Annotated in this window: 19 protein-coding genes and 1 pseudogene; 8 read left to right on the forward strand and 12 right to left on the reverse strand. The window is 44.0% G+C overall.

Annotated elements, in window-relative coordinates:
* Nucleotides 1–3: 3 nt before the first annotated feature.
* Both L4D05_RS10285 and L4D05_RS10290 read right to left on the reverse strand, forming a co-directional pair.
* Entirely contained in the window at nucleotides 4–1,149 is a 1,146-nt protein-coding gene (locus tag L4D05_RS10285; RefSeq protein ID WP_428793891.1) for an efflux RND transporter periplasmic adaptor subunit, read from the reverse strand.
* A 51-nt stretch (nucleotides 1,150–1,200) separates the two neighbouring features.
* Entirely contained in the window at nucleotides 1,201–1,740 is a 540-nt protein-coding gene (locus L4D05_RS10290; RefSeq protein ID WP_428793892.1) for a TetR/AcrR family transcriptional regulator, read from the reverse strand.
* 835 nt (nucleotides 1,741–2,575) lie between these two features.
* Between L4D05_RS10290 and L4D05_RS10295 the strand changes: the two genes are divergently transcribed.
* The gene (locus L4D05_RS10295) at nucleotides 2,576–3,964 is read left to right on the forward strand and encodes a PTS fructose transporter subunit IIBC (RefSeq protein WP_428793893.1); all 1,389 of its coding nucleotides are present in this window, start codon (nucleotides 2,576–2,578) and stop codon (nucleotides 3,962–3,964) included.
* A 444-nt stretch (nucleotides 3,965–4,408) separates the two neighbouring features.
* Here the strand turns inward: L4D05_RS10295 and L4D05_RS10300 are convergent, their stop codons facing one another.
* Nucleotides 4,409–5,665, reverse strand: coding sequence for a carbohydrate porin (locus L4D05_RS10300; protein ID WP_428793894.1), 1,257 nt, complete (start codon nucleotides 5,663–5,665; stop codon nucleotides 4,409–4,411).
* Nucleotides 5,666–6,064: 399 nt separating this feature from the next.
* On the opposite strand from L4D05_RS10300, the gene L4D05_RS10305 reads away from it, so the two are divergent.
* The 3 genes from L4D05_RS10305 (at nucleotide 6,065) to L4D05_RS10315 (ending at nucleotide 9,666) form a co-directional block, all read left to right on the forward strand.
* The gene (locus tag L4D05_RS10305) at nucleotides 6,065–7,291 is read left to right on the forward strand and encodes a dipeptidase (RefSeq protein ID WP_428793895.1); all 1,227 of its coding nucleotides are present in this window, start codon (nucleotides 6,065–6,067) and stop codon (nucleotides 7,289–7,291) included.
* A gap of 104 nt (nucleotides 7,292–7,395) precedes the next feature.
* A complete protein-coding gene (locus tag L4D05_RS10310; RefSeq protein WP_428793896.1) occupies nucleotides 7,396–8,343 on the forward strand; it encodes a helix-turn-helix transcriptional regulator in 948 nt (315 codons plus the stop codon).
* Between the two features lie 96 nt (nucleotides 8,344–8,439).
* On the forward strand, nucleotides 8,440–9,666 hold the full coding sequence (locus L4D05_RS10315; RefSeq protein ID WP_428793897.1) for a dipeptidase: 1,227 nt from the start codon (nucleotides 8,440–8,442) through the stop codon (nucleotides 9,664–9,666).
* A gap of 336 nt (nucleotides 9,667–10,002) precedes the next feature.
* Here L4D05_RS10315 and L4D05_RS10320 read toward each other — a convergent pair.
* From L4D05_RS10320 to L4D05_RS10335, 4 genes and pseudogenes are all read right to left on the reverse strand, one after another.
* A pseudogene (locus L4D05_RS10320) lies at nucleotides 10,003–10,650 on the reverse strand (transposase); the annotation flags it as partial.
* Between the two features lie 60 nt (nucleotides 10,651–10,710).
* A complete protein-coding gene (locus tag L4D05_RS10325; RefSeq protein WP_428793898.1) occupies nucleotides 10,711–11,166 on the reverse strand; it encodes a GNAT family N-acetyltransferase in 456 nt (151 codons plus the stop codon).
* 512 nt (nucleotides 11,167–11,678) lie between these two features.
* Nucleotides 11,679–12,119: an isochorismatase family protein gene (locus L4D05_RS10330; protein WP_428794007.1), complete on the reverse strand. Its 441-nt coding sequence runs from the start codon at nucleotides 12,117–12,119 to the stop codon at nucleotides 11,679–11,681.
* Nucleotides 12,083–12,220: a cysteine hydrolase family protein gene (locus L4D05_RS10335; protein WP_428793899.1), complete on the reverse strand. Its 138-nt coding sequence runs from the start codon at nucleotides 12,218–12,220 to the stop codon at nucleotides 12,083–12,085. The genes L4D05_RS10330 and L4D05_RS10335 overlap by 37 nt, the downstream gene beginning before the upstream one ends.
* A gap of 86 nt (nucleotides 12,221–12,306) precedes the next feature.
* Between L4D05_RS10335 and L4D05_RS10340 the strand changes: the two genes are divergently transcribed.
* The 3 genes from L4D05_RS10340 (at nucleotide 12,307) to L4D05_RS10350 (ending at nucleotide 14,591) form a co-directional block, all read left to right on the forward strand.
* A complete protein-coding gene (locus tag L4D05_RS10340) occupies nucleotides 12,307–13,224 on the forward strand; it encodes a GlxA family transcriptional regulator (RefSeq protein WP_265675376.1) in 918 nt (305 codons plus the stop codon).
* Nucleotides 13,225–13,403: 179 nt separating this feature from the next.
* The gene (locus tag L4D05_RS10345; RefSeq protein ID WP_428793900.1) at nucleotides 13,404–13,979 is read left to right on the forward strand and encodes a sugar O-acetyltransferase; all 576 of its coding nucleotides are present in this window, start codon (nucleotides 13,404–13,406) and stop codon (nucleotides 13,977–13,979) included.
* Nucleotides 13,980–14,003: 24 nt separating this feature from the next.
* Entirely contained in the window at nucleotides 14,004–14,591 is a 588-nt protein-coding gene (locus L4D05_RS10350) for a GNAT family N-acetyltransferase (protein WP_428793901.1), read from the forward strand.
* 55 nt (nucleotides 14,592–14,646) lie between these two features.
* On the opposite strand, the gene L4D05_RS10355 is transcribed toward L4D05_RS10350, so the two are convergent.
* The gene (locus L4D05_RS10355) at nucleotides 14,647–15,330 is read right to left on the reverse strand and encodes a DNA alkylation repair protein (RefSeq protein ID WP_428793902.1); all 684 of its coding nucleotides are present in this window, start codon (nucleotides 15,328–15,330) and stop codon (nucleotides 14,647–14,649) included.
* A 261-nt stretch (nucleotides 15,331–15,591) separates the two neighbouring features.
* On the opposite strand from L4D05_RS10355, the gene L4D05_RS10360 reads away from it, so the two are divergent.
* Entirely contained in the window at nucleotides 15,592–16,854 is a 1,263-nt protein-coding gene (locus L4D05_RS10360; RefSeq protein WP_428793903.1) for a metal-dependent hydrolase family protein, read from the forward strand.
* A 79-nt stretch (nucleotides 16,855–16,933) separates the two neighbouring features.
* On the opposite strand, the gene L4D05_RS10365 is transcribed toward L4D05_RS10360, so the two are convergent.
* From L4D05_RS10365 to L4D05_RS10380, 4 genes are all read right to left on the reverse strand, one after another.
* Complete coding sequence (locus L4D05_RS10365; protein WP_265675381.1) at nucleotides 16,934–17,584, reverse strand: DUF3299 domain-containing protein; 651 nt, start codon at nucleotides 17,582–17,584, stop codon at nucleotides 16,934–16,936.
* Nucleotides 17,585–17,670: 86 nt separating this feature from the next.
* Nucleotides 17,671–19,068, reverse strand: coding sequence for a metal-dependent hydrolase family protein (locus L4D05_RS10370; protein WP_428793904.1), 1,398 nt, complete (start codon nucleotides 19,066–19,068; stop codon nucleotides 17,671–17,673).
* Nucleotides 19,069–19,152: 84 nt separating this feature from the next.
* The gene (locus tag L4D05_RS10375) at nucleotides 19,153–20,358 is read right to left on the reverse strand and encodes a carbohydrate porin (RefSeq protein WP_428794008.1); all 1,206 of its coding nucleotides are present in this window, start codon (nucleotides 20,356–20,358) and stop codon (nucleotides 19,153–19,155) included.
* Between the two features lie 275 nt (nucleotides 20,359–20,633).
* A complete protein-coding gene (locus tag L4D05_RS10380) occupies nucleotides 20,634–21,878 on the reverse strand; it encodes an NADH:flavin oxidoreductase/NADH oxidase family protein (RefSeq protein ID WP_428793905.1) in 1,245 nt (414 codons plus the stop codon).
* Between the last annotated feature and the right edge of the window lie 83 nt (nucleotides 21,879–21,961).

Below are 21,961 nucleotides of genomic sequence, written 5' to 3' on the forward strand. Positions count from 1 at the left end.
ACTCTATTTAGCGGTCCATGGGATTGGATTGAGCTCTACACCAACTTGGATCTTATCTTGTCCCTGAACCACGATTTTCTCACCGTCTTGCAGCGAACCGGTGATGATGTATGAACCCTTGTCGCTTTCTTTGATGGTCACATTAACTTTACGTGTCTTTCCATTTTCAAGCACCACAACGTAAGCTTTGCCATCAGGTGAATGCAATACAGCCTGTTGCGGTACTGAAAATGCGACAATGGAGGCATAGGCAAGCTTAACTCGTGTATACATACCCGCTAACAACAGCCGCTTATCGTTCTTCGCCTTCGCTCTCACAATCACATCACCCGTTCCCTCATCCACATTCACACCCGAAAACAGAATACGGCCCTTAATTGGATGCGTTGGGTCAAACGATGAGTAGATGTTGACATAAGAAACCCCCTCTTCTTTTGTGGTGTTTTCCTGTGATTGCTTCATAGCAAGTAGAGACGCTAATCGAGAGGAGGGCAAACGGATATCTACATATACCTCGTTTAATTGAGTGATCAGTGCCAGCTCACTCTCACCTTGTGGCCCAACTAAGGCGCCTTCGGTAATTTTTACCTCACCAATCACTCCGCTGATCGGGGCGTTAATCGTGGTGTACTCTAAATTAAGATTACTCAATCCAAGTAATGCGTTGGCCTTATGTGCTTCAGCTTGAGCGGCGCGTTTATTAAATAACACGTCGTCATACTTGTCTTGACTGATAGAGCTTGACTGTACCAACGTTTTATAACGTTTGGCTTTCTTCTCAAGCCTTTGAAGCTGTACTGTCGCCTTTTCTAAGTCCGCTTTCTTATTTTGCACCTCGAGCTTATATGAACGATCGTCTATCTTAAAAAGCGGTGCACCTTTCTCGACAAACTGACCTTGCGTAAATAGACGCTCAGTGATGATACCACTCACTTGTGGTCTAATTTCTGCAGAACGAATTGCCCTAACACGACCTTGAAATTCATCACTCAAAATGACCGCGCTCGACTTAGCCGAAATCACAGAAATGTTAGCTGGTGGAAAGACAAGCTTTGCAGGCTCGTTAGCTTGAGCGTCTTTTTGACAACCCGTGATCAACAGACACGAAGAGATAACAGCAACCACAATTGCTGGTTTGAAAGTGGACATAAATTTATTCCTAACGTTGGAACCACTAAGTTCAGTGAGTTGTTATTGCTCTCATAGCTTTATCATTGGCTGAGTAACGGAGGTCCAGATCAGCTCTATCACCTCTTTCTCAGTCTTATTTTGTTCTTGTTGAAGCTCGCACGCTTGCATGATGAGTGTATTGATACTTAGCGCTATCCACTTAGAACTGAATATTGCCGGTATTTCGTGCTCTTCTCTCAACTCATCAATGACTTCGCACCACAAGTTCGTATCGTTATCGAGCGCTTCAATAACTTTCGGATTATTGGTGTTAAGCACTTCATAATTAAAGAAATCGAAAGCTAATCCCAAAGAGACAGAACTACTGATCATCATGGCAAGTTTGTCTTTGGGAGGCATGATTAAGTTAACGATGGTTTGGACCGCTGCCATTTTTTTCTCGATGAAATCAATGTCGATCATATCGATGATATCTTGTCTCGTTTTGAAGTGACGAAACAAGGTTGCACGACCAACACCCGCGGCTTCAGCAATGTCAGCCATGCTAGCCTGACGATTCTGTTTAAGAATTTCTATTGTGCTTTGAATGATGTGGTCTTTTTTTGACATGGTGATACCCTAAAACTCATTTGTGAGACTTAGAGTATCACCAAAAAAGAAAATGAACAAATAATATTCAAATAAAATAAGAAAGCCCCCCACTGCAATAATGCTTGTCAGCTAAACATCGATACCTTATTCACAAGCACATCATCATGTTTTAGTCGATTGCTTAACCACTGGCTTTTCAACGTATACGCACAAGTTATAACAGAGGCTCACCGCTCGATCGCCTAGTGCTACTTCCTCATTGAAAACGGCATAGCACTACGGTTTCTTTATCCTATAAAACACAACGCATCGCACACCGGTGCTATAAACCTATATTCTTTTCGTTTGATTTCCTTACTACCTAAATAAACTTCATTATCTTAGGAAATTCACTGAGCTTATTTTGTGCTTAAGGCGTTATCTTAATATTGACTAAATAACCACTAGTTTGATAGCGATATCAAAAACCTGATAAAGGTGAGTCAAATGATCTAGGAGAACTTTCTACCCATTGGCTTTACTGTGTTGGTTGTGCTTTCTATTTCCACAATAACGACTCAACCTTTTGAATTAGATAACAATCATGACATTCGTCACACGGCGACAATGATGCTTGTCACACTTAATTTTGCTGGATACAAATGTACAGTGAAAGGATTTTTTTTACTATTTAGAACCATCAAACAATCCATTACTTTGAATGTATGACTTGAGGGAAACGAATTAATCAATACCAACTTCACCGCTATAAATAGAACTCGGCATTTGGTTAACTAGCGAAATACCGTCAAGAACAAAAAAGAATAGCAGTACCTCATTAATATTTTCATATCATTCCATAAGGCGTATAAACATGAGTACCCTAACCGCTCAAACCAACAATAATAGTGATATTAAAAAACTCCTCAGCACCATGAAAGGACACCTTTTATTTGGCACCTCCCACATGCTCCCATTCATCGTTGCAGGTGGGGTATTGCTTGCTTTGGCCGTCATGGCTTCTGGTAAAGGCGCGGTTCCGGCAACCGGGATTCTTGCTGATATTTCCAATATTGGTATTAAAGGTTTGGTTCTCTTCCCAATCATCCTTGGCGGGTTTATCGGCTACTCTATCGCCGATAAACCCGCTCTTGCTCCTGCTATGATCGCATCTGGCATCATGGCCGATATGGGTGGCGGTTTCCTTGGTTGTATTGTGGCTGGCTTTATTGCTGGGGGCGTCGTATTCCAGCTTAAGAAAATCCCGCTTTCAGCCAACATGACCGCTTTAGGTGCTTACTTCATCTACCCTCTGATCGGCACGCTCATTTCAGCAGGTATCGTTCTTTGGGGGATTGGCGAACCTATTAAGTTCTTCATGGCATCTATGAATGAATTCCTCGCTTCAATGGCTGGCGCGTCTAAAGTCGTGCTCGGTACCATCCTTGGTGGTATGACGGCGTTTGATATGGGCGGTCCAATCAACAAAGTGGCAACTTTGTTTGCACAAACACAAGTGGATACGCAACCGTGGCTAATGGGCGGTGTTGGTATCGCAATTTGTACGCCTCCTCTTGGCATGGCACTGGCAACGTTCCTATTTAAGAAGAAATTTTCAAAACAAGAACAAGAAGCAGGTAAAGCAGCGGCGATCATGGGCTCAATTGGTATCTCTGAAGGTGCAATCCCATTTGCGGCAAACGACCCTATGCGCGTGCTTCCTTCCATCGTTGCGGGTGGTATCGTTGGTTGTGTATTTGGTTTCTTGACTGACGTACTGCTTCACGCCCCTTGGGGTGGCCTTATCACCGCTCCCGTTTCTAGCAACATCCCAATGTATGTGGTGGGTATCGCTCTTGGTTCTTTAACCACGGCTCTTATCGTTGGATTCTGGAAGCCTGTTGCGGAAGAGTCTGAAGAAGAACAAGCAGCCCCGGTTCAAGTCACCGCTCCAGAGGCAGGGGAAGGCGAGTACGATGTTGTTGCCGTGACCTGTTGTCCATCAGGGGTTGCGCACACATTCATGGCAGCAAAAGCGCTAGAAAAGGCAGGGGCAATGGCTGGCATAAAAATAAAAGTGGAAACTCAAGGCCAAAACGGAGTGAAAAACCGAATTACGGACTTAGACGTACGCAATGCGAAATTGGTTATCTTAGCCCATGATATTCAAGTAAAAGACGCGCACCGCTTTGCCAATGCAAACGTGATTGAATGCTCAACTAAAGAGGCGATGAAAAAAGCGACTGAGCTCATACAAGGGTAGTGACATTTACAATTAGCAATTAGCGATTTAACTACTCGCCACTCAACAAAGCCCTAATGAAACGTTAGGGCTTTGAGTCACCACACGAATAGATAAATACCTATCACCTTCGCAATATGGATCCTAATTTCCCATAAGTGGTTATTGGCATACGCCAACAACCACCAATATAGTGTCCCTACCAGCCAGATAACTGCCTGTTTTCTCGCCATGTTTACGCAATGACAGCGCAATTGGATGTCCGCTTTATCAAACCTATCCCGCTCAATACAGCCATTCAGGTTCAGGCTCATTGCCTAAAAAGCAAGCGAAGGGTGCATTTTCTACAAAGCAGCATTTATGTAAATGGTCAGTGCTATTCAAAGGCTGAGGCGAAATTTATGTCACATCATGGGATACTGGGTGGTAACACTTTTGGTTAAACGTAGATAGCTAATTTCTTCCTTAAATAAACACGCGTACTCTCACACCAAACACCCATGCACTACTTTGATTTGAGAATGCTGGATCTTTGATGTATTGGATATCAGGCGTTATTTGTACGTGTTCACCAAACTGCATGTTGTAGTAAAGCTCAGTAGCCAGTTGGTCTTTTCCTGCATTCAAGAAAGTTTGCAATGTATCACTGTTTGTTTCTGACCAATTGATCGCAAAGCCGAGATTGTTCGCCGATTTACCAAGGCCAAAGTAGCCAACACCGACCGATAGCGATTTGTCATACAGCGCAACATCACCTTCCGAGACTCCGCCACGAACAAACGGCATGACTTGAGGTGTAACAAATTGGCTCCAAGAGAAGTTAACACCTTGACCTGATTCGCCACCTACGACTGTACCATCAGCCAATACCGTTGAAGATAAACTGTGTCTTGAGCCCGCATCCATATGCCAGAACGTCACGTGGAAATTGTCAGTGTAGATTCGCTCTTGTGATGCGGTCCAGCCAAGCTCTAATGTGGTAAATAAGGTCGTATCATTGAACAGCGTATCAAAGCCTTCCCAAATATCATCCGATTTACCTTTAGCATCGGCAATTCCGCCTACAACGTAGAAATTATCCCCCAGCATGTGACCAGCAGATAGCGCTAAAACACCATCATCGGGTAACCCCATCGCACCTGCCCCCGTTGAAAATGCAAGATTAGTAAAACCCGACCACGGACTCGCCAGAGCATAGACATCAACGTAGTTAGTGATATCTTGCCAACCGACAATGATCGTCCCCTTGCCGTCGCTGATTTTTTGCTTCCAGTTTAGGTCAGTCACGCGGAAACCTTGGTCACTATACGCCGGGCCAATCATACCTGCGTAGCCAATTTGATCTTGCCCAAACCAAGCAAACTGCTTCGGTGACGTACCTGCGTATGAGTGTCTGTGCTCAACCTTCCAAACAATACTGCCGCTATTTTCTGTTCCTTTGCCCGCTAGGTGCCAAGAACCATAAACACGCGCTACACCTGAAGATGCATCAGCCGGATCACCATTTGTTCCATCTGGTGACTGCAACGCCAAAGAGAAATAATCCGCACCAAAAGTAAAGCCATCAGCCGCTAACGACTCTCTCCAATCAAGTTGCTCAGACGGCTGCTGGTCTATGGTGTTTTCAACTGAATCTGGGCTATCGAAATTGGCAGCAAAAATAGGCGCAGAGCCCATAGTTGCCACAATCGCTAAGCTTATTGAGGACAATTTCATATTCATTAAAGCTACTCTCATTATTTCGACTTCCTTTCGATGAGTGTAGAGCTCATATTGGGTAAATATAGGCATTTCACGACATTGAGGAGTTCTTCCTATCGATAAACTTCGGGTCAACCACTAAGCCCCTCTCAATGACTCTGCAAAGTTCGCAGACATCATATTCAACTTAGGTACAACGGAATTGCTATTTGATGACATAAAGAGCAGCGCTCTCTTTCCAACGCCTCTAGTGACGAACCTCAAACATTACGATTTAATCCTTCTCGCAACTCAAGCTATAACTCACATGTCACTTTATATATTTAATGGTGTCCTACACTTGGTTTAAATCATTAACTATTTCAATACAATTAAATTGAATAATTATTAAACATTACACATATTGGATAAGGGACTACCATGCGTAAATTACTAGTTGCAACGACGATTGCCTCACTCTCTACAGCTGCAACAGCATCTGTTGAAACCAAAGATTGGCATGAGCTTGCATCTAAAGACGCTCAAAAATATGTCGCCGATAACATCGTGCTCGACTTCTACGCTTCTCCAAGTGGTACCGGCTTTACCAAAGATTCTGAAGTGGCTCACTATATCGATTTAGCCCATGAACGTGGCATTACTGGCGCATCAGTTACTCTTGGCGCACCACACACACCGAACCTACTTGCCTTTAAATCTGAACACGGAAAATGGACCAAAGCGTCTTCTTCGGCGAAAACGCCGATTCGTTACGTTAAGACTGTCGAGGATTTTCAAAAAGCACATGACAATGGTGAATATGCCATTATGTGGGCAAGCCAAACCACCATGCCATTAGATGGTGACGCTGTAAATGTAGCGGTTATGGCTGAGTATGGTGTCAAAACCATGCAGCTCACTTACAACGAAACCGAGCTGACGGGTTCTGGTGTTATCTCGATGATCAATGGCGATACCAGTGGTTTGACTGACTTTGGTAAAAAGGTACTTGATGAAATGGTTAAACACGGTATTACCGTCGACCTCTCACACACCTCTCACTACACAACGCAAGGCATTACTGACTACATGCAAAAACACCACAAAGGTGTGCCTGTCATCTACTCTCACTCTCCTATCGCCTCGACTTATGGCTGTGAACCACACGAAACCCTGACTGAAACAGAAAAGCGCATGATGAAGAAGAACCTGAAAAAAGGTGACCCAGACTTTCGCCTAGCCGCTTGTTACCGCCTACTTTCTGATGAACAAGCAAAAACGGTTGCCGATATGGGCGGAGTTATCGCAGTGACCGCAACTGAGTGGATGATGGATGGCATTTGGCCTGAAGATATTACACCTAAGCAGTTTGCCGAAATGATTGATGGGGCAGTAAAAATTGTCGGTATTGACTATGTAGGTATCGCAACCGATGATATGATGACAACAGCGAAAGTTGTTCCTTTCACTATTGCTAACCCAGACAAGTATGCGGATAACGGCTACATGGTAAGTGCTTTTAACAAAGGGGCGACAGGCTGTGCAGAGCTGTCAAAACACATCGCAGGCGTTGTTGATAGCTTATGGGAAATGGGTTATTCAAACGATGATCTCGCCAAGCTATTCGGTGGTAACCTATTGCGAGTATATGAGCAAACTTGGAAATAGAGTCTAACTCCTCTTTTTCATAGCATATGACCTAATGCTCGCAATCTAACATTGTGAGCGTTAGGTCACAATAAGCCACGACATTTGAGACAGGAGAGTGTCAGTTGATCCCTTTGATCCATAAATACGCAGTCATCACTTTTATTGAGTCGCTCAAGAATGAAATTAAAGATGTCTGGCCATTAGTGGAAAGTGCCAACTTGCCTATTTATTTGGAAACCAGTTCAGCTCAATTTACGCCATTCTCTGCCTTCTCAAAGTTACTTGAAAAAGCTCATAATGAGTTACCCTCTTCAAAATTCATCGCACTTATGCAGCAGTCTGCGGAAAGGTTCGTTGAGCAAACACTGCCTGAGAATAACCAAAAAGCACAGTTATTACCGCATCTTGCAGAGCTTATACCTGTCAATTCGATTACCTTGAATAAAAGCGTCGACTCGTACTCTGTAGACCTTGATGCATCGCACCAAAACCAGCTGCTATTTTTGGCTGAGCTCTACTTGTTAGCCACCACACACTGTTACTGCAAAAGAATAAATGCCCATTTAGACACACCAATTAAGTATCATTTGATGCACCCATACGCCTCTGACCTTGAGCAACTTAATATAGATAGCCGAACGCCTCAGTTCTTAGGCCAACAGTACACGGCTCTTTTCTACAAGCAGACCGTTACACTTGAACCAAACCTCAGTGGTACTTATCCAGTGACATTTCATAGCAAATTGCGCAATTACTCAGATCAGGTCTCCGCTGTGCTTGAAGGCTATATAGGACGAAAAGACCTCTCTATAGAGCAACTAAGCCAGATCATAGGAGTGAATGAACGCACGATTCAAAGACGCTTAAAGAGCGAAGGGCGTACCTTTAGAAAAATCAAAGAAACCTTAAATATCACTTTTGCAAAACGAGTTTTGGTTGGGCGCAATGCATCCATATCTGATGTGGCAGAACATCTTGGCTTTGCTGACACTTCTCAATTTATCCGAGCCTTCAAAAAATCAGAGAACACAACGCCGCTGCAATGGCTTAAACAGACGCAGCAGTCTTAACGATTCATCACACTGTTATACATTGTCGTAAACTGCACATTTTGAATCTTTCAAATCGATATATTTGCACTCGTAGACTAATTCGAGGGTAAACAGGTGAAAAAACTTCTAATCGCAACGTTAATCTCCGCAGCAACCTTTAACGCACATGCATCAGTTGAGACCAAAGATTGGCACGAGTTTGCCTCTAATGAAGCCAAGCAATACGTCGCTGACAACATTGTACTCGACTTCTACGCCTCCCCAAGCGGTACAGGGTTTAGCAAAGATTCTGAAGTAGCAAACTATATTGATTTGGCGCATGAACGCGGTATTACTGGCGCATCGGTGACACTTGGTGCACCCCACACGCCTAACCTACTTGCCTTTAAATCAGAGCACGGAAAATGGACTAAAGCGTCTTCTTCGGCCAAAACGCCGATTCGTTACGTTAAGACCGTCGATGATTTTCAAAAAGCGCATGACAATGGTGAATACGCCATTATGTGGGCAAGCCAAACGACTATGCCGTTAGAAGGCGACGCTGCAAACGTGGCAGTCATGGCTGAGTATGGCGTCAAAACCATGCAGCTCACTTACAACGAAACCGAGCTGACGGGTTCTGGCGTCATCTCAATGATCAACGGCGATACTAGTGGTCTAACTGACTTTGGTAAAGAGGTACTTGATGAGATGGTTAAACACGGCATTACCGTTGACCTTTCTCATACTTCTCACTACACAACCAAAGGTATTACGGACTACATGCAAGAGCATCACAAAGGTGTGCCTGTCATCTATTCTCACTCACCTATCGCTTCTACTTATGGTTGTGACCCACATGAAACGCTGACGGAAACAGAAAAACGTATGGCGAAGAAGAACCTGAAAAAAAGTGACCCAGAATTTCGTCTAGCTGCCTGTTACCGCCTGATTTCTGATGAACAAGCAAAAACCGTCGCAAATATGGGTGGGGTGATCGCTGTCACTGCAACCGAGTGGATGATGGATGGTGTTTGGCCTGAAGATATTACACCTAAGCAGTTTGCAGAGATGATTGATGGAGCCGTACAAGTGGCAGGAATTGAGCACGTGGGTATCGCTACAGATGATATGATGACAACAGAAAAAGTCGTGCCTTTCACCATAGCCAACCCAGATAAGTATGCGGATAACGGCTACATGGTTAATGCCTTTAACAAAGGTTCTACAGGCTGTGCTGAGCTGTCAAAACACATGGCAGGTGTGGTAGATAGCTTATGGGATATGGGCTATTCAAATAATGATTTAGCCAAGCTATTCGGCGGTAATCTAATGCGAGTTTATGAGCAAACATGGAGATAAAACAGGCCTAATTCCAAACCATAACTGTTACGCTCACAGCTATAATGATGTGAGCGTTTTTATTGTTCAATCATCACAAGTAGGACAAATTAGTTAATCGCTCTAATCCCAAAATATGCGCTATTACCTTTTACAAAGGACACACACTTTAAAAGAAATCAAAAGCACTCCCGTATTCAAAGAAGCAATTAACTGCATACTTTAGCTTTCTTCAATCTATTTTTGGGAAGCTGCCTAATTTCTTAAGATACGTTACTTGCGTTTAGGAGTTAGGCGAATAACAGTATCCAACATTATCACTGGCCTATGGGGTAGGAGTGGCGGTGAAAGTGGGGCTTATTCTAGTTGGTAGATGTGCATCTTGCTCTTTTTTAAGGCGACCTTAGCTTGAACTGTATTAATGTGACACCCAACCGCAGTCGAACGTGTTTTCTCTAATTCAGTGCATACCGTTAACCAACTCTTCTGATTGAAATTCAAACGCGTCAAAATAGCGGGTTGATTATCAACCATACTGGCTTTGTCTTCGCGAAATCGACGTGCAGTCCAGTCGACTAACTCAATGTAGTCGATGAGCCGAAACGGAATACCATCACGCATTCTATTCGTCGGATTACCGATAAAAGGGTGTAAACATGGGGCTGTCGCTAAGTTTTTATCCAGCGCATCGATTCTGGCTTTTATCGAAGTAAACTCCGACGTTTCAGGTGTTTTAGCAATGCCTGCTCGAATAGGGTTCAAGTCGACATACACCATTGCGGCTACAAGTGCTTTTTCATCAAGCAACGCTTGGCTCTTGAAACGGCTTTCCCAAAAGTGCTCGGTACAGTTATCTTCTCGATTCGCCCTACATGCGATTTCGTAATTGAGCTCTTTCATGAACCAACTTAAGTTCCACAGCCTTTCTCGCCATATTTCAATAAGCTCAATACACTTGTCTTCCTCTGCTTGGTGAGTCGGCGAATTGGACAAACTCAAACTAATTTCATACTTTTGGTGTGTGTCCTTTTAATCTATTACTTAAATGCTATGTTAGCAGACAACCTACACCGCGAGTTTAAACCCTTCATGTGTCGCTTTGAATCCAAGTTTCTCATAAAACCTGATTGCATCAGGACGCTGCTTGTCACTTGTTAACTGAACGATTGTACAGCCTTTGTTTTTTGCCAGTTCAATAGCATATTCGAACATTTGCTCACCGAAACCTTGTCCACGATAGTCACTATGGATTCGAACACCTTCGATAAGGCAACGCCAACTACCAATATGCGTCAGGTAAGGAATAAATGTAATTTGAAGCATCCCAACTAGAGAGTTTTCCAGTTCAACAACCAGTAATTCGTTGTTTGGGTCTCGCGCAATTGCTTCGAACGCTTCGAGATACGCACTATTCAACGGAACAGATGCATCTTCTCTTTTACTACCAAGCGGGTCATTTGAAAGCAAAGCAACAAGACTTTCCAAATCTTCAAAATCAGCTGAACGATACTTTAATTCCATTTATAGATCCTTATTACTTCTGACTGCTAACACTAATTAGACGACTAACAGCCGCCTTTAACTCTCACATAATGCCGTCTTTCACTTACTGACTCAATTACATATCGATACCTTATCAACAATGCAAGGAAGTTAACTTGCTAAGAGGTCCATAATTCCTAAATTAGCGCTATTCGCATAACTTGCTGTAGTGAAAATTCACATTAACAAGATATGAATAAGTACTTACTCTGAATGATTTTGGGGCAAAAGTGAGTTAAACCGTAACCTTGTGATCACACAGTTATTCTGTAAACGCTGTAGAGTAGAATCCTGCCGTGTAGGCACACAGCTAGTAGAATGACGGTATTTGGTCTTGGGTTCTTTTTGTCAGTAGCACCGAAGGGGCGGCTCGGTGTCAGAGCAAGCTTGCTCTGACATTACGGGGGTATTCTTAAAGTGTGTGTTCCTTTAAGTGCTTAATTATAACTCACGCACCTATTCTTAAGGTGGGCATATACACCTAAAAGTGTTCATCTATTTATGATTTCATCACTATTTAAAAGGTTCACGATATTGGACACCTCAGCAAGTGCTGTTAGATGTACCTGTTGAGCAGGAATCATCTGTTCAAAAATAGATAATGAGCATGTCGTACATGCATCATGAGCGATTGTGGCATTCAGGCCGTACTCTACTGTTGCGCGAGCGGTGCTACTGATACACATGTGCGTCATCATCCCTGCTAGAACTACATCTGTAACTCCTAGTTCGCTTAAAACATTGTTTAGGTTAGTGCCCGCAAATGAATTGGGGTAACGCTTGATAATCAAGGTCTCGCCTTCCAGTGGTTTTACACTCGAATGAATTTGCTGTCCTTTTGTTCCCTCTAACATAAACCCAAGTTCTGGTTTAGCGGCTAAATGTTGAATATGAATTATATTTTTTTGGATTTGCGAAAGTGATTCAATAATTTTTCGGCATTTTCCGCCGCCTTTTTTGGATAACTCAAAGGCATAGCGCCGCCTTCGAAGTAATCATTTTGGATATCGATAATAATCAGTGCTTGGCTCATGGTCGTTCTCCTTGATTTGACACTGACTACTTTACACTCAACCTACTGGTTGTATAATGTCCAAAACAGACTAAACCAAGTCATATATGGACAATCACACAATCAAGGTAACCGTCCTCGCTACCGAGCATGCGATGGCTTCCGCTGTCACTGGTATTGGTGACATTTTATCCATTGCAAATCATGTAACAGACACCCTCCTTTTTGACGTACAAACCGTATCGCCGTCCCAAGTGGATGCTAGCCATATCCCAGATTTAGTTTTTATTCCCCCAGGAAAGCTCGGTTCGTTCAATCAGTATGATGACGAGATACTAGAGATGCTCAAGCGTTGGCACATGCAGGGCTGCACTTTAGCCGCCAATTGCGCCAGCGTATTCTGGTTAGGTCATGCAGGGTTACTTAATCAGCGCGCCGCAACGACACATTGGAAGCTATGCGAGCAGCTCTCCGATGAGTGTCCTTTAATAGTAGAGGTAAAACACCATGAGATGATCGTTGATGAAGGCAGTATTATTACCGGTTCTGGACTATTCGCTTTTCAAGATTTAACACTACATATAATTGCACGCTATGCTGGATTTGAATTAGCCAAAGAAGTCGCTGATATTTGCCTGTTAGATTTCTCTGGGCGACTACAGGCCCATTACGAACGGTTTATACCTGACTACAGTCATGGTAATTCAATAGTTTTGAAAGCACAAAAGTACTGTGAGCAAACCCCATGGAATGAGCAAAATAACCAAGTTATGGCCAATCTTTGTTGCGTAAGTGAACGGACATTAACTCGTGCATTTAAGAAGGTGTTGCGCTTAACCCCACAGCAATATCGATTGCGTTACAAAATGGATGTCGCTAAACGGGAGATTAATGTCAATAAACGTACAATCGAACAAGTCGCTTTTATGCTTGGATATAATGATGTAAGTAACTTTACACGCGTTTTCAAAAAAGTTGTTGGAATAACCCCTACTCATTACCGTTCACGTTTTTCAGCTGAGTGAACAGTTTAGGTGAAAAAGTTCTACGGAATATTGGGGGGGGCTATTGGTTGAACAGGGATAGTTCGTATTGAGAGCATGAGGCCAACTTCCTCCGATATTCTACTTCTGATGCATAGATGATACCGCCAGTGATACAATGTTTCGGTTAGAAACCTACACATAATGAGTTGAGAAACAATATGACCGAATTCGAGAAAATGCTTTCAGGTGAGGAGTTTGACGGGGGCGCAGAGAGTGTTATCAATATTCGGCAAAATGCTTCGAATTTGTTGCATGCTATTAACCAGAATACAGATGACGACCAACGTGGTGAACTGTTTCAACAGTTAATGAGCAATATTTCCGCTTCTAGCATCATCCGCTCTCCATTTTACTGTGAATTCGGCAAGACGATCTCTATTGGAGAAAAGACCTTCATCAATATGAACGTGACCATGCTAGATGGCGCTAAAATCACAATTGGCAATAATGTGTTGATTGGCCCAAATACTCAACTTTACTGTGCTAGCCACGAACTAAACTATCTCAAACGTCGTAACTGGGAAACAATCTGCGCTCCAATTACCATTGAGGATGATGTGTGGATAGGTGGCAATGTTGTGATCAACCAAGGTGTGACTATTGGTGCTAGATCTGTGATTGCCGCTAACTCGGTCGTCAATTCTGATGTACCACCTGATTCTCTGTATGGTGGGACTCCAGCCAAGTTAATTCGGGTGATTTATGAGAATGTTCAGGGACATGAAAAACGATAAGCGGATCGAATAACGAGGTAACCCATGTCATATTCAAAACTAAAACAAGGCGAGTCAGTACCATTTAGTGAAACGCTGTCTATTCAGTTAATTCAACAGAAAGATCTCGTTGATATCTTCAAGATGCTCGCAGACGAAAACGTTAACCAGTACCTGTTCTTTGCACCGGCAGACGAAAGCGTATACCAAGGCTTTTTTGGTCCTATCGTTGAGAACACTGAAGCAGCACTTAAAGAACAACAGTGGCCAGACAATCCAACATTTGTCATTAGAAATCATCAGGGCCAGTACATGGGAATGACCGCGATTACTCAAGTGATGTTCTTAGACGGCAATCGTGAAGTAGGCTATCAACTTCCAGTACATGCGTGGGGTCAAGGCATCGCTACCCGCGCGTGCCAGCTCATGACTGAATTAGCATTTAAAGAGCTAGGCTGTCATAAGGTGTGTGCGGACTGCTATGGCTCAAACATAGGCTCGTTCACAACACTTGAAAAGTGTGGCTTTGTTCAAGAAGGTGAACATACTGAATATTACAAAACTGCACAAGGGTTTGACTCTAAGCGGTTCTATGGCCTCACTAAGCAGCAGTACTTAAACAACGGTACTTAAACAACGGTTGATACCCTTGCCTACCAACTTAATGAACGTGAAGTGGTTAACATAGTCAAACAAGCTGTTTGCTCTTTAACCACTTCAACCCTTCTCTTTTGGCAAGCCCTTCGATTTTCTCTGTTTCTATAAACCGAACGACAGATTCTGCATCGGTTTTTGAGTACTCTCTTAACACCCATCCAATGGCTTTTTGAATGAAAAACTCTTTGTCTGAGCGATTCTCTCGAATAAGTTCAAATAGTAGATCTTTGTCGGTCTCTTGTTTGAATTTAAGCTGATAAAGCAATGTAGCGCGGCGTAACCAAATATTATCCGAAAGGCGCCAACGCCCAATTACCTCAGCCGTTTCTTCAGGAAAGCGAACAAAGAAGCTCGCAACGATGTGAGTCGCTAACATGTCCACCGTATCCCACCAGGACTTCGTCGTGATCCAACGCTCTAAGCCCTCTAACATAGCTAACGGCAATTGGTTCTTTAGTTTGATAAGCAGGTCTACCGCGACCATTTGAAACTCTCGTTCGGGCTGTGCCCATAACTCATCAATCACGTCAAGAAGCTCATCGAAAGAAGGGCGTTGGCTTTTAGCAAATAACGGCTTCAATGCCGTTCTTCGTGGCATCGACTGAATACCAAAGAACTGATATTGGTCGCGCATGTATGCTTTCATAAAACAGGCATTTTCAACGTTCGCCAGAGGTACTAGCGCCAGTTTTACAGATTGGTTCCATGAATGCATCGCTTAACTCGACCCTTCGATAATACTCTTTAGGTTAGCATGTTAGTCTCGCCATTCTAGGATTTCAAACCCAAGCGTTGATTTAGGTGCACACCTAGCGCATTAAGAAACTCGGCCGTAGCAACGACTGAGTCCGAGTAATTGACTTATACGATGCAAGAAAACCCTATTTGTTGACGTGTCGTAAAATGGCAATTATCCCCCATTGGACAAGGTTATGATCTCTTCATCAGCTAATCGCAGTCCACTGGGGAATCTAATATGAACAAGCTAATTACCAACGCTAATGTCTTTAACGGTACAGATAACAAACTGATTGAAAACGTCTCTATTTTAATTGAAGACAACCTGATTACTAAAATTGGTCACATTGACCCAACGCTCGCAGATGAAATCATTGATGCTCAAGGTGGCACTGTGATGCCGGGTCTTATTGATGCGCATGTACACATTACGCTATCGGGTGGCTTCACCATGATGGATTCGATGACTCGCGATGAAATAGCGATTCGATCTGCAAAAATTTCACAAGAAATGCTCATGCGTGGTTTCACCACTTGTCGCGATGTCGGTGGTAATACGCTAGGTCTTAAAAATGCGATTGATAGTGGCTACGCTACTGGCCCACGCATTCTTCCTTCACAAGCGGCCATTTCTCAAACCTGTGGGCATTCGGACTATCGCCAGAATCAAGCTCAAGAGCGTTTAACCAATGGGCATGAAGATTCACCACTCATGAAAACAGGCACCTTTAAAGTGGCAGACGGTCGCTCTGAAGTGCTTAAAGCGGTGCGTGAACAGCTCTTCATGGGCGCGTCTCAAATCAAGATCATGGCAGGTGGAGGGGCATCATCCACATTCGATCCATTAGATACGCTGCAATACACGCTTGATGAAATGAAAGCAGCAGTAGAAGCCGCCTCAGACTACGGCACGTATGTCGCGGCGCATATCCATACGACGCCCGCGATGCACCGCGCAGCAGAAGCTGGCGTGATGTGTTTTGAGCACGCGACCATCATGGATGACGACATTGCCAAGGTCATTAAAGATAAAGGTATTTGGGTTGTCCCGTCTTACTTTACCTCTTCATTGATTGCTGAGCGTAAGATTCCCCTACCCAATGAGGAGACTTACAAAAAAACCGAACGCGTTGGTAAAGCGATGTTCAAATCAGCGGACTTGATTAAGAAATATGGTATTGAGAATCTTGCATACGGCACAGACTGTGTGGGTACCGCGAATGTTCATGAAACCCAAATGCAAGAGCTCGGTGCGATTGAAAAAACATTCGATACGATTACCGCGCTTCGTATGGCGACGTCGAACTGTGGTCGCTTATTTGAAATGTCGACATACCAACACCCCTACCAAGAAGGCAAGTTAGGTCAAATTGTTGAAGGCGCTTACGCAGACCTTTTAATCATTGATGGTAACCCGTTAGAAGGCGTTGACTGTGTGATGAGTGACGATGCGAAGAAAGTGATCATGAAAGACGGCGAGATCTACAAAAACACTCTCTAATCCTGAATATAAGGGCGTTCATAATCTGAAATCGAAAAGAGCCTAGTGATAGGCTCTTTTTGTACGCGATAACAATAGACTATTCATGGTAGTTAACGACCGATGAAGCACTGAGTTGGTAACCCATCGTCACATCGGTATCCCCATCAACAAGATAGACATTATCTGTCTTTAAGTGAGAGGAAATCACCCCTTCAACCCAAACAGGATACTGCACAGTTTCTACTTCATACCCTTGCGGGTAAGAGACCCTAACAATTTGATTCGCTGGAGGGGGTGGCATATGAATGCACGCCCCAGCGGTAGGAACCAGCAAAAACTCCGTTGCAACTAAAGGCGCGCTAAATTCTATTGGAACGAGAAATCCCGGAATTCTAACATTTTTCCCATCAAAATCAGACGTTACCGCTTCCGCGGCGCGTTGTTGCTTTTCGATATACTCAGCGCGAAGTGTTAATAATCCATCGGCATCTAGCCCGTCAGCTCTTAAGGTTGCTTTTAGTTCAACTAAATCTTTATTGGTCTTAGGATCATCATACTGGCTAAGCGTGAATATTTGCTGAAGAATCATTTTTTGCTGATAGCTTAACTCTGGCAACACCATCTGATTTTGCGCTTGGGCTGGTTTTAGATCCTGCCAATCTAATTGGGTTGGTTCACCAGAAAAACTACAAAATGAAACTGTCGATAATGAAACAATCGATGCAAAGAGGACAAATAATCTATTCAATGCTTGGGTTCACTTATTGGTTGGTGGGAGGTCATTTCGAGGACTTCATCGGCTTAATAACAAGCCGATGAAGCATACCATGCGACTTAAAGAGCATTTTTATATATAACGCCATCTTTCATAATCAATGCGATTGATTCTGGGGACTCCGGTCGTTTGTCTGCGCCAAACCATTGATCACCCGTTCCCACAACAGAGAAATCTTCAAACGGGTTACCATCAAGAAGCAAAATATCGGCGTACGCCCCTTTTTCAATCACACCTAACTTACCGTCTGGGTACGGGTTCATGAAATCACCCGATAGCGTGGCAATTTCCCCCCCTACGGAAGTGAGTGTTTTCAAAGACTCATAGGCACCAAAAAAATCATTATTTAGCTTTTTCTCATAAGCAATTTGAATATTACAGGCATCAACTGAGCCTACACAGTCCGTTTGGAAGCCACGAGGCGCTGGACATTTTTTCATGTTTGGAATGTAGTCTTTAAACGCGGCAGAGGCCGATTTTGCTTTAGCCAAACTAGACGGAACGCTTTTCACCGCTGGAATTTCTAAAAGATTAGGGTCAAACGCCGTTAGGTTAGTCGTGATATACGCGCCTTTTTCCTTCATTAAATCTGAAATCTCACAGTCAAACATAAAGCCATGTTCGATTGATTTCACCCCGGCTTCTAGCGCCGCTAAGATGGCTTCTCTTCTGTAAGAGTGAGCCATAACATAGCTTCCATAAGTATTCGCCACCTCTACAGCCGCGCCTACTTCTTCCGGCGAACCCGCTAACAACTGCCAAGGGTCAAAGGCAGAAACGACCCCACCCGACTGCATGTACTTCAGCTGGGTTGCTCCCATGCGAAAGTTATTACGAGCATACTTCTTCACGTCGGCAACACTGTCAACTTCTTGAGCCATGTTTAAACGACTGAAGTTCGTTTCTTGCCCCACAGGCGCTGTGTAGTTTGCAAAATCTGCATGGCCACCACGAGTACCTAAAAATGCACCCGATGGGTAATAACGAGGACCGACAATTTCCCCCGCATCAATCGCTCTTCTTAAACCACCATTCGCACCACCAGCGTCACGAACAGTGGTGAAACCTTGCATCAAGTACATTTCAGCCATGCGTGTGCCATGTATTGCAAAGTCTTCCCACGTCGTATTCGACTCCATGGCGGGTAGCGTCGGCCCCATCAACATTAAATGGGCATGATTTTCTATAAAGCCAGGCGTCAATGTTTTACCGGATCCATCTATGATAACGGCATCATCACGCACTTCGATCGTTTTGGCTGAGATCGATGCGATCTTATTGCCTTCAACTAACACAAAATGATCTTCGTATAACTTGTCTTCAGTACCGTTAAATATGTCCACATTTTGGAATAATGTTTGTGGAAGTTGCGTCTCTTGCGCAGCGCTGCCTTCTTCCGTAGCAAAGCTAAATGACGTCATCAACGCTAAAGATGAGGCGAGTAAAGTCTTCTTCATGATATATCCTTATAGTGAAGTCGTTCGTTATGTTCAGATGATTCCTAACCGCTTCAGGGAATGACTTAAGCTAAAATAACTTAGCTAAATAAACACCCTTGCCCTTATACCCATAACCCACGCTGAACTCTCGCTGGAGAAAGAAGGGTCTTTGATGTATTGAATATCAGGCGTAACTTGCAAGTAATCACCAAACTGCATGTTGTAGTACAGTTCAGCGGTCCACTGTTGTTCTGAGTTGGCGATTGGTTGCAATATTTCTTCATTTATCTGCGACCAATTCATGGCAAAGCCTAGATTATTGGTTGGCGCACCCAGACCAAAATAGCCAAGCCCCGCGCTCAAAGATTTGTCGTAAAGGGCTACTTGTCCATCAGAGATACCGCCACGAACGAACGGCATTATTTGCGGTGTTATAAACTGACTCCAAGAAACATTGACGCCCTTACCTCCATCGGTAAAACCAGGTGTTGGATAATTCAAATTGTGTCTTGTACCCTCACCAAAATTCCATAACGTCACATGAAAGTTGTCGGTATAGATCTGCTCTTGTGAAGCCGTCCACCCCAACTCCAGTGTAGAGAAGTAAGCCGCATCATTACCAAAAGCGCTATTAAAGCCGTCAAAAATATCCTCGGACTTACCATTAGCATCGGCGATACCACCGACGACATAAAAGTTCTCTCCTAGCATATGACCCACCGATAGTGCCAATATGCCGTCATCAGGCAATCCCATGACACCCGAACCCGTGGAAAATGCGAGGTTAGTAAAGCCAGACCATGGACTCGCTAAGGCATACACGTCGACATAATTGGTGACATCTTGCCAACCCACTATGATGGTGCCTTTACCATCGTTGACTTTTTGCTTCCAATTTAAATCTGTGACTCGAAAGCCTTGGTCGCTAAACGCAGGCGCGATCAAGCCTGCATATCCAAGGCCATCTTGTCCTGAGAAATTGTCGATAAACGCAAAGTTCTTGGGCGAACTGTCGCCATAGGCATGACGATGCTCGACCTTCCAAACCAAACTACCACTTTCATTACTGCCTTTATTCAATAAATGCCAAGAACCATAAACCCGCGCGACGCCAGAAGACGCACTTACCGAGTTACCCTCAGAGCCGTTAGGTGAGGTTAACCCTAATGCAAAATAATCAGCCCCAAAGGTAAAACCATTCTCCGTGAGTTGTTCACGCCAATTGAGCTGCTGTGTTTTTTGTTGTGCGATGGTATTTTCTACCGAATTTGGACCTTCAAAATTGGCACTATTCGCAGAGGTGAGCATAAAAGAGGTAGAAGCCGCTATGCATAGACACGCTATTCTTGTGTGATTAAAGATCGTTGCCATTCAGCCGAGTTCCTTTCGATGAAATAAACGTAACTCTATAAAACTAGCACATTTTCTCCTATGTGCTCCGGCTAACACATAATACTCCCCCCTCCCCGTTTAAACACAACTTTGGTCGCGTAAGCGATGAATGATGACTAAAGGAAGGCGTCCTCTTCAAAAATAGCAGAACCTCGAACACGCAAAGTTCTGCCATGTGACAAATTAACGCTCTAGACTCGACGTTTTTTAAACGCATGCCAGCCCGCGCTTAACATCGTTTTCACCACTACGCCAAGCGCACTTAAATGAGGATCGGCATTTTTCCCCGCGGCAATCCGCCACATTTGATGCTCGTACCAAACCAACCCGACCATCGCCATTTTATCCAAGGCGGGTTTACCGGTCGTCGGGGCAATGAGTGGCATACCGTAGTCTGGGTTGTCGATGAGCTTATTGGGGAAATCGGGATCCACCGCCATGGTGCGTGCTAGACCAATAAAATCCGTCACGGAAGTGGATAACGCTTCATTCATTGCGGGCGCCGTGCGAAAACCGCCCGTGACCACTAGCGGTGTGTCTACCAGCTTTCTCACTTTTTCCATGTAATCCAAAAAATACGCTTCGCGTTTTACTGTGCTGGCCTTAACGGGTTTATCTTTATCTTTAGAGCCCATCATGGACGGGCTTTCATAAGTCCCACCTGATATTTCGATGAGATCGATGCCATTTGCACTGAGCGCTTGCACTACCTGCATAGACTCTTCTTCAGTAAAGCCCCCCTTCATAAAGTCGGCGCTATTGAGTTTAATACCCACCGGAAAGTCATCACCCACCTCGCGACGGATCGCCTGATACACGTCAACGACAAAACGAAGTCTATTCTCTAGTGTTCCTCCCCATTTATCCTGACGCTGGTTGTGCCTGGCAGATAAAAACTGACTAACCAAATAACCATGCGCACCGTGAATTTGCACCCCTGTAAATCCGGCTTGCTTCGAAAGTTTGGCACTTAATGCAAATTTATTGATAATGTCATAAATTTCAGTTTCACTCAGCTCACGTGGTGTATTGAAGCCTTTTTCTAATCCACGTCCGAGTGAAATAGCAGAAGGAGCAACCGGCTCATCACATAAAAATTTCGGGATCTGCTTGCCTGGGTGGTTAAGTTGCATCCATATTTGAGTGCCACTTTGTTTTCCAGCTTCTGCCCACGCCCTAAAGCGTGCTAAATCACTTTTCTCATCTAACACCACGTTTTTAGGTTCGCCCAACGCACGTCGACCCACCATAACATTACCGGTAATCGCTAAGCCGATACCGCCTTTAGCCCAACGTTGATAAAGGGTTACTAAGCCGGCGGTAGGGTTATGTTGCTTGTCAGCGAGCTGTTCACTCATCGCCGATTTAAACAACCTGTTTTTAATCGATTGACCATTAGGTAGGGAGAAAGGTTCGCTGAGATTAATTGAATTCATATGTGCTCTTATCTGCTATCTGGCTTGATTTGGTTGATTGATTGATTGATTGGTTGGTTGGCCGAGTGCGATAGTGTAGAACC

Origin of the sequence: Vibrio nomapromontoriensis (genome assembly GCF_050337205.1) — a bacterium.
Classification (GTDB): domain Bacteria; phylum Pseudomonadota; class Gammaproteobacteria; order Enterobacterales; family Vibrionaceae; genus Vibrio; species Vibrio nomapromontoriensis.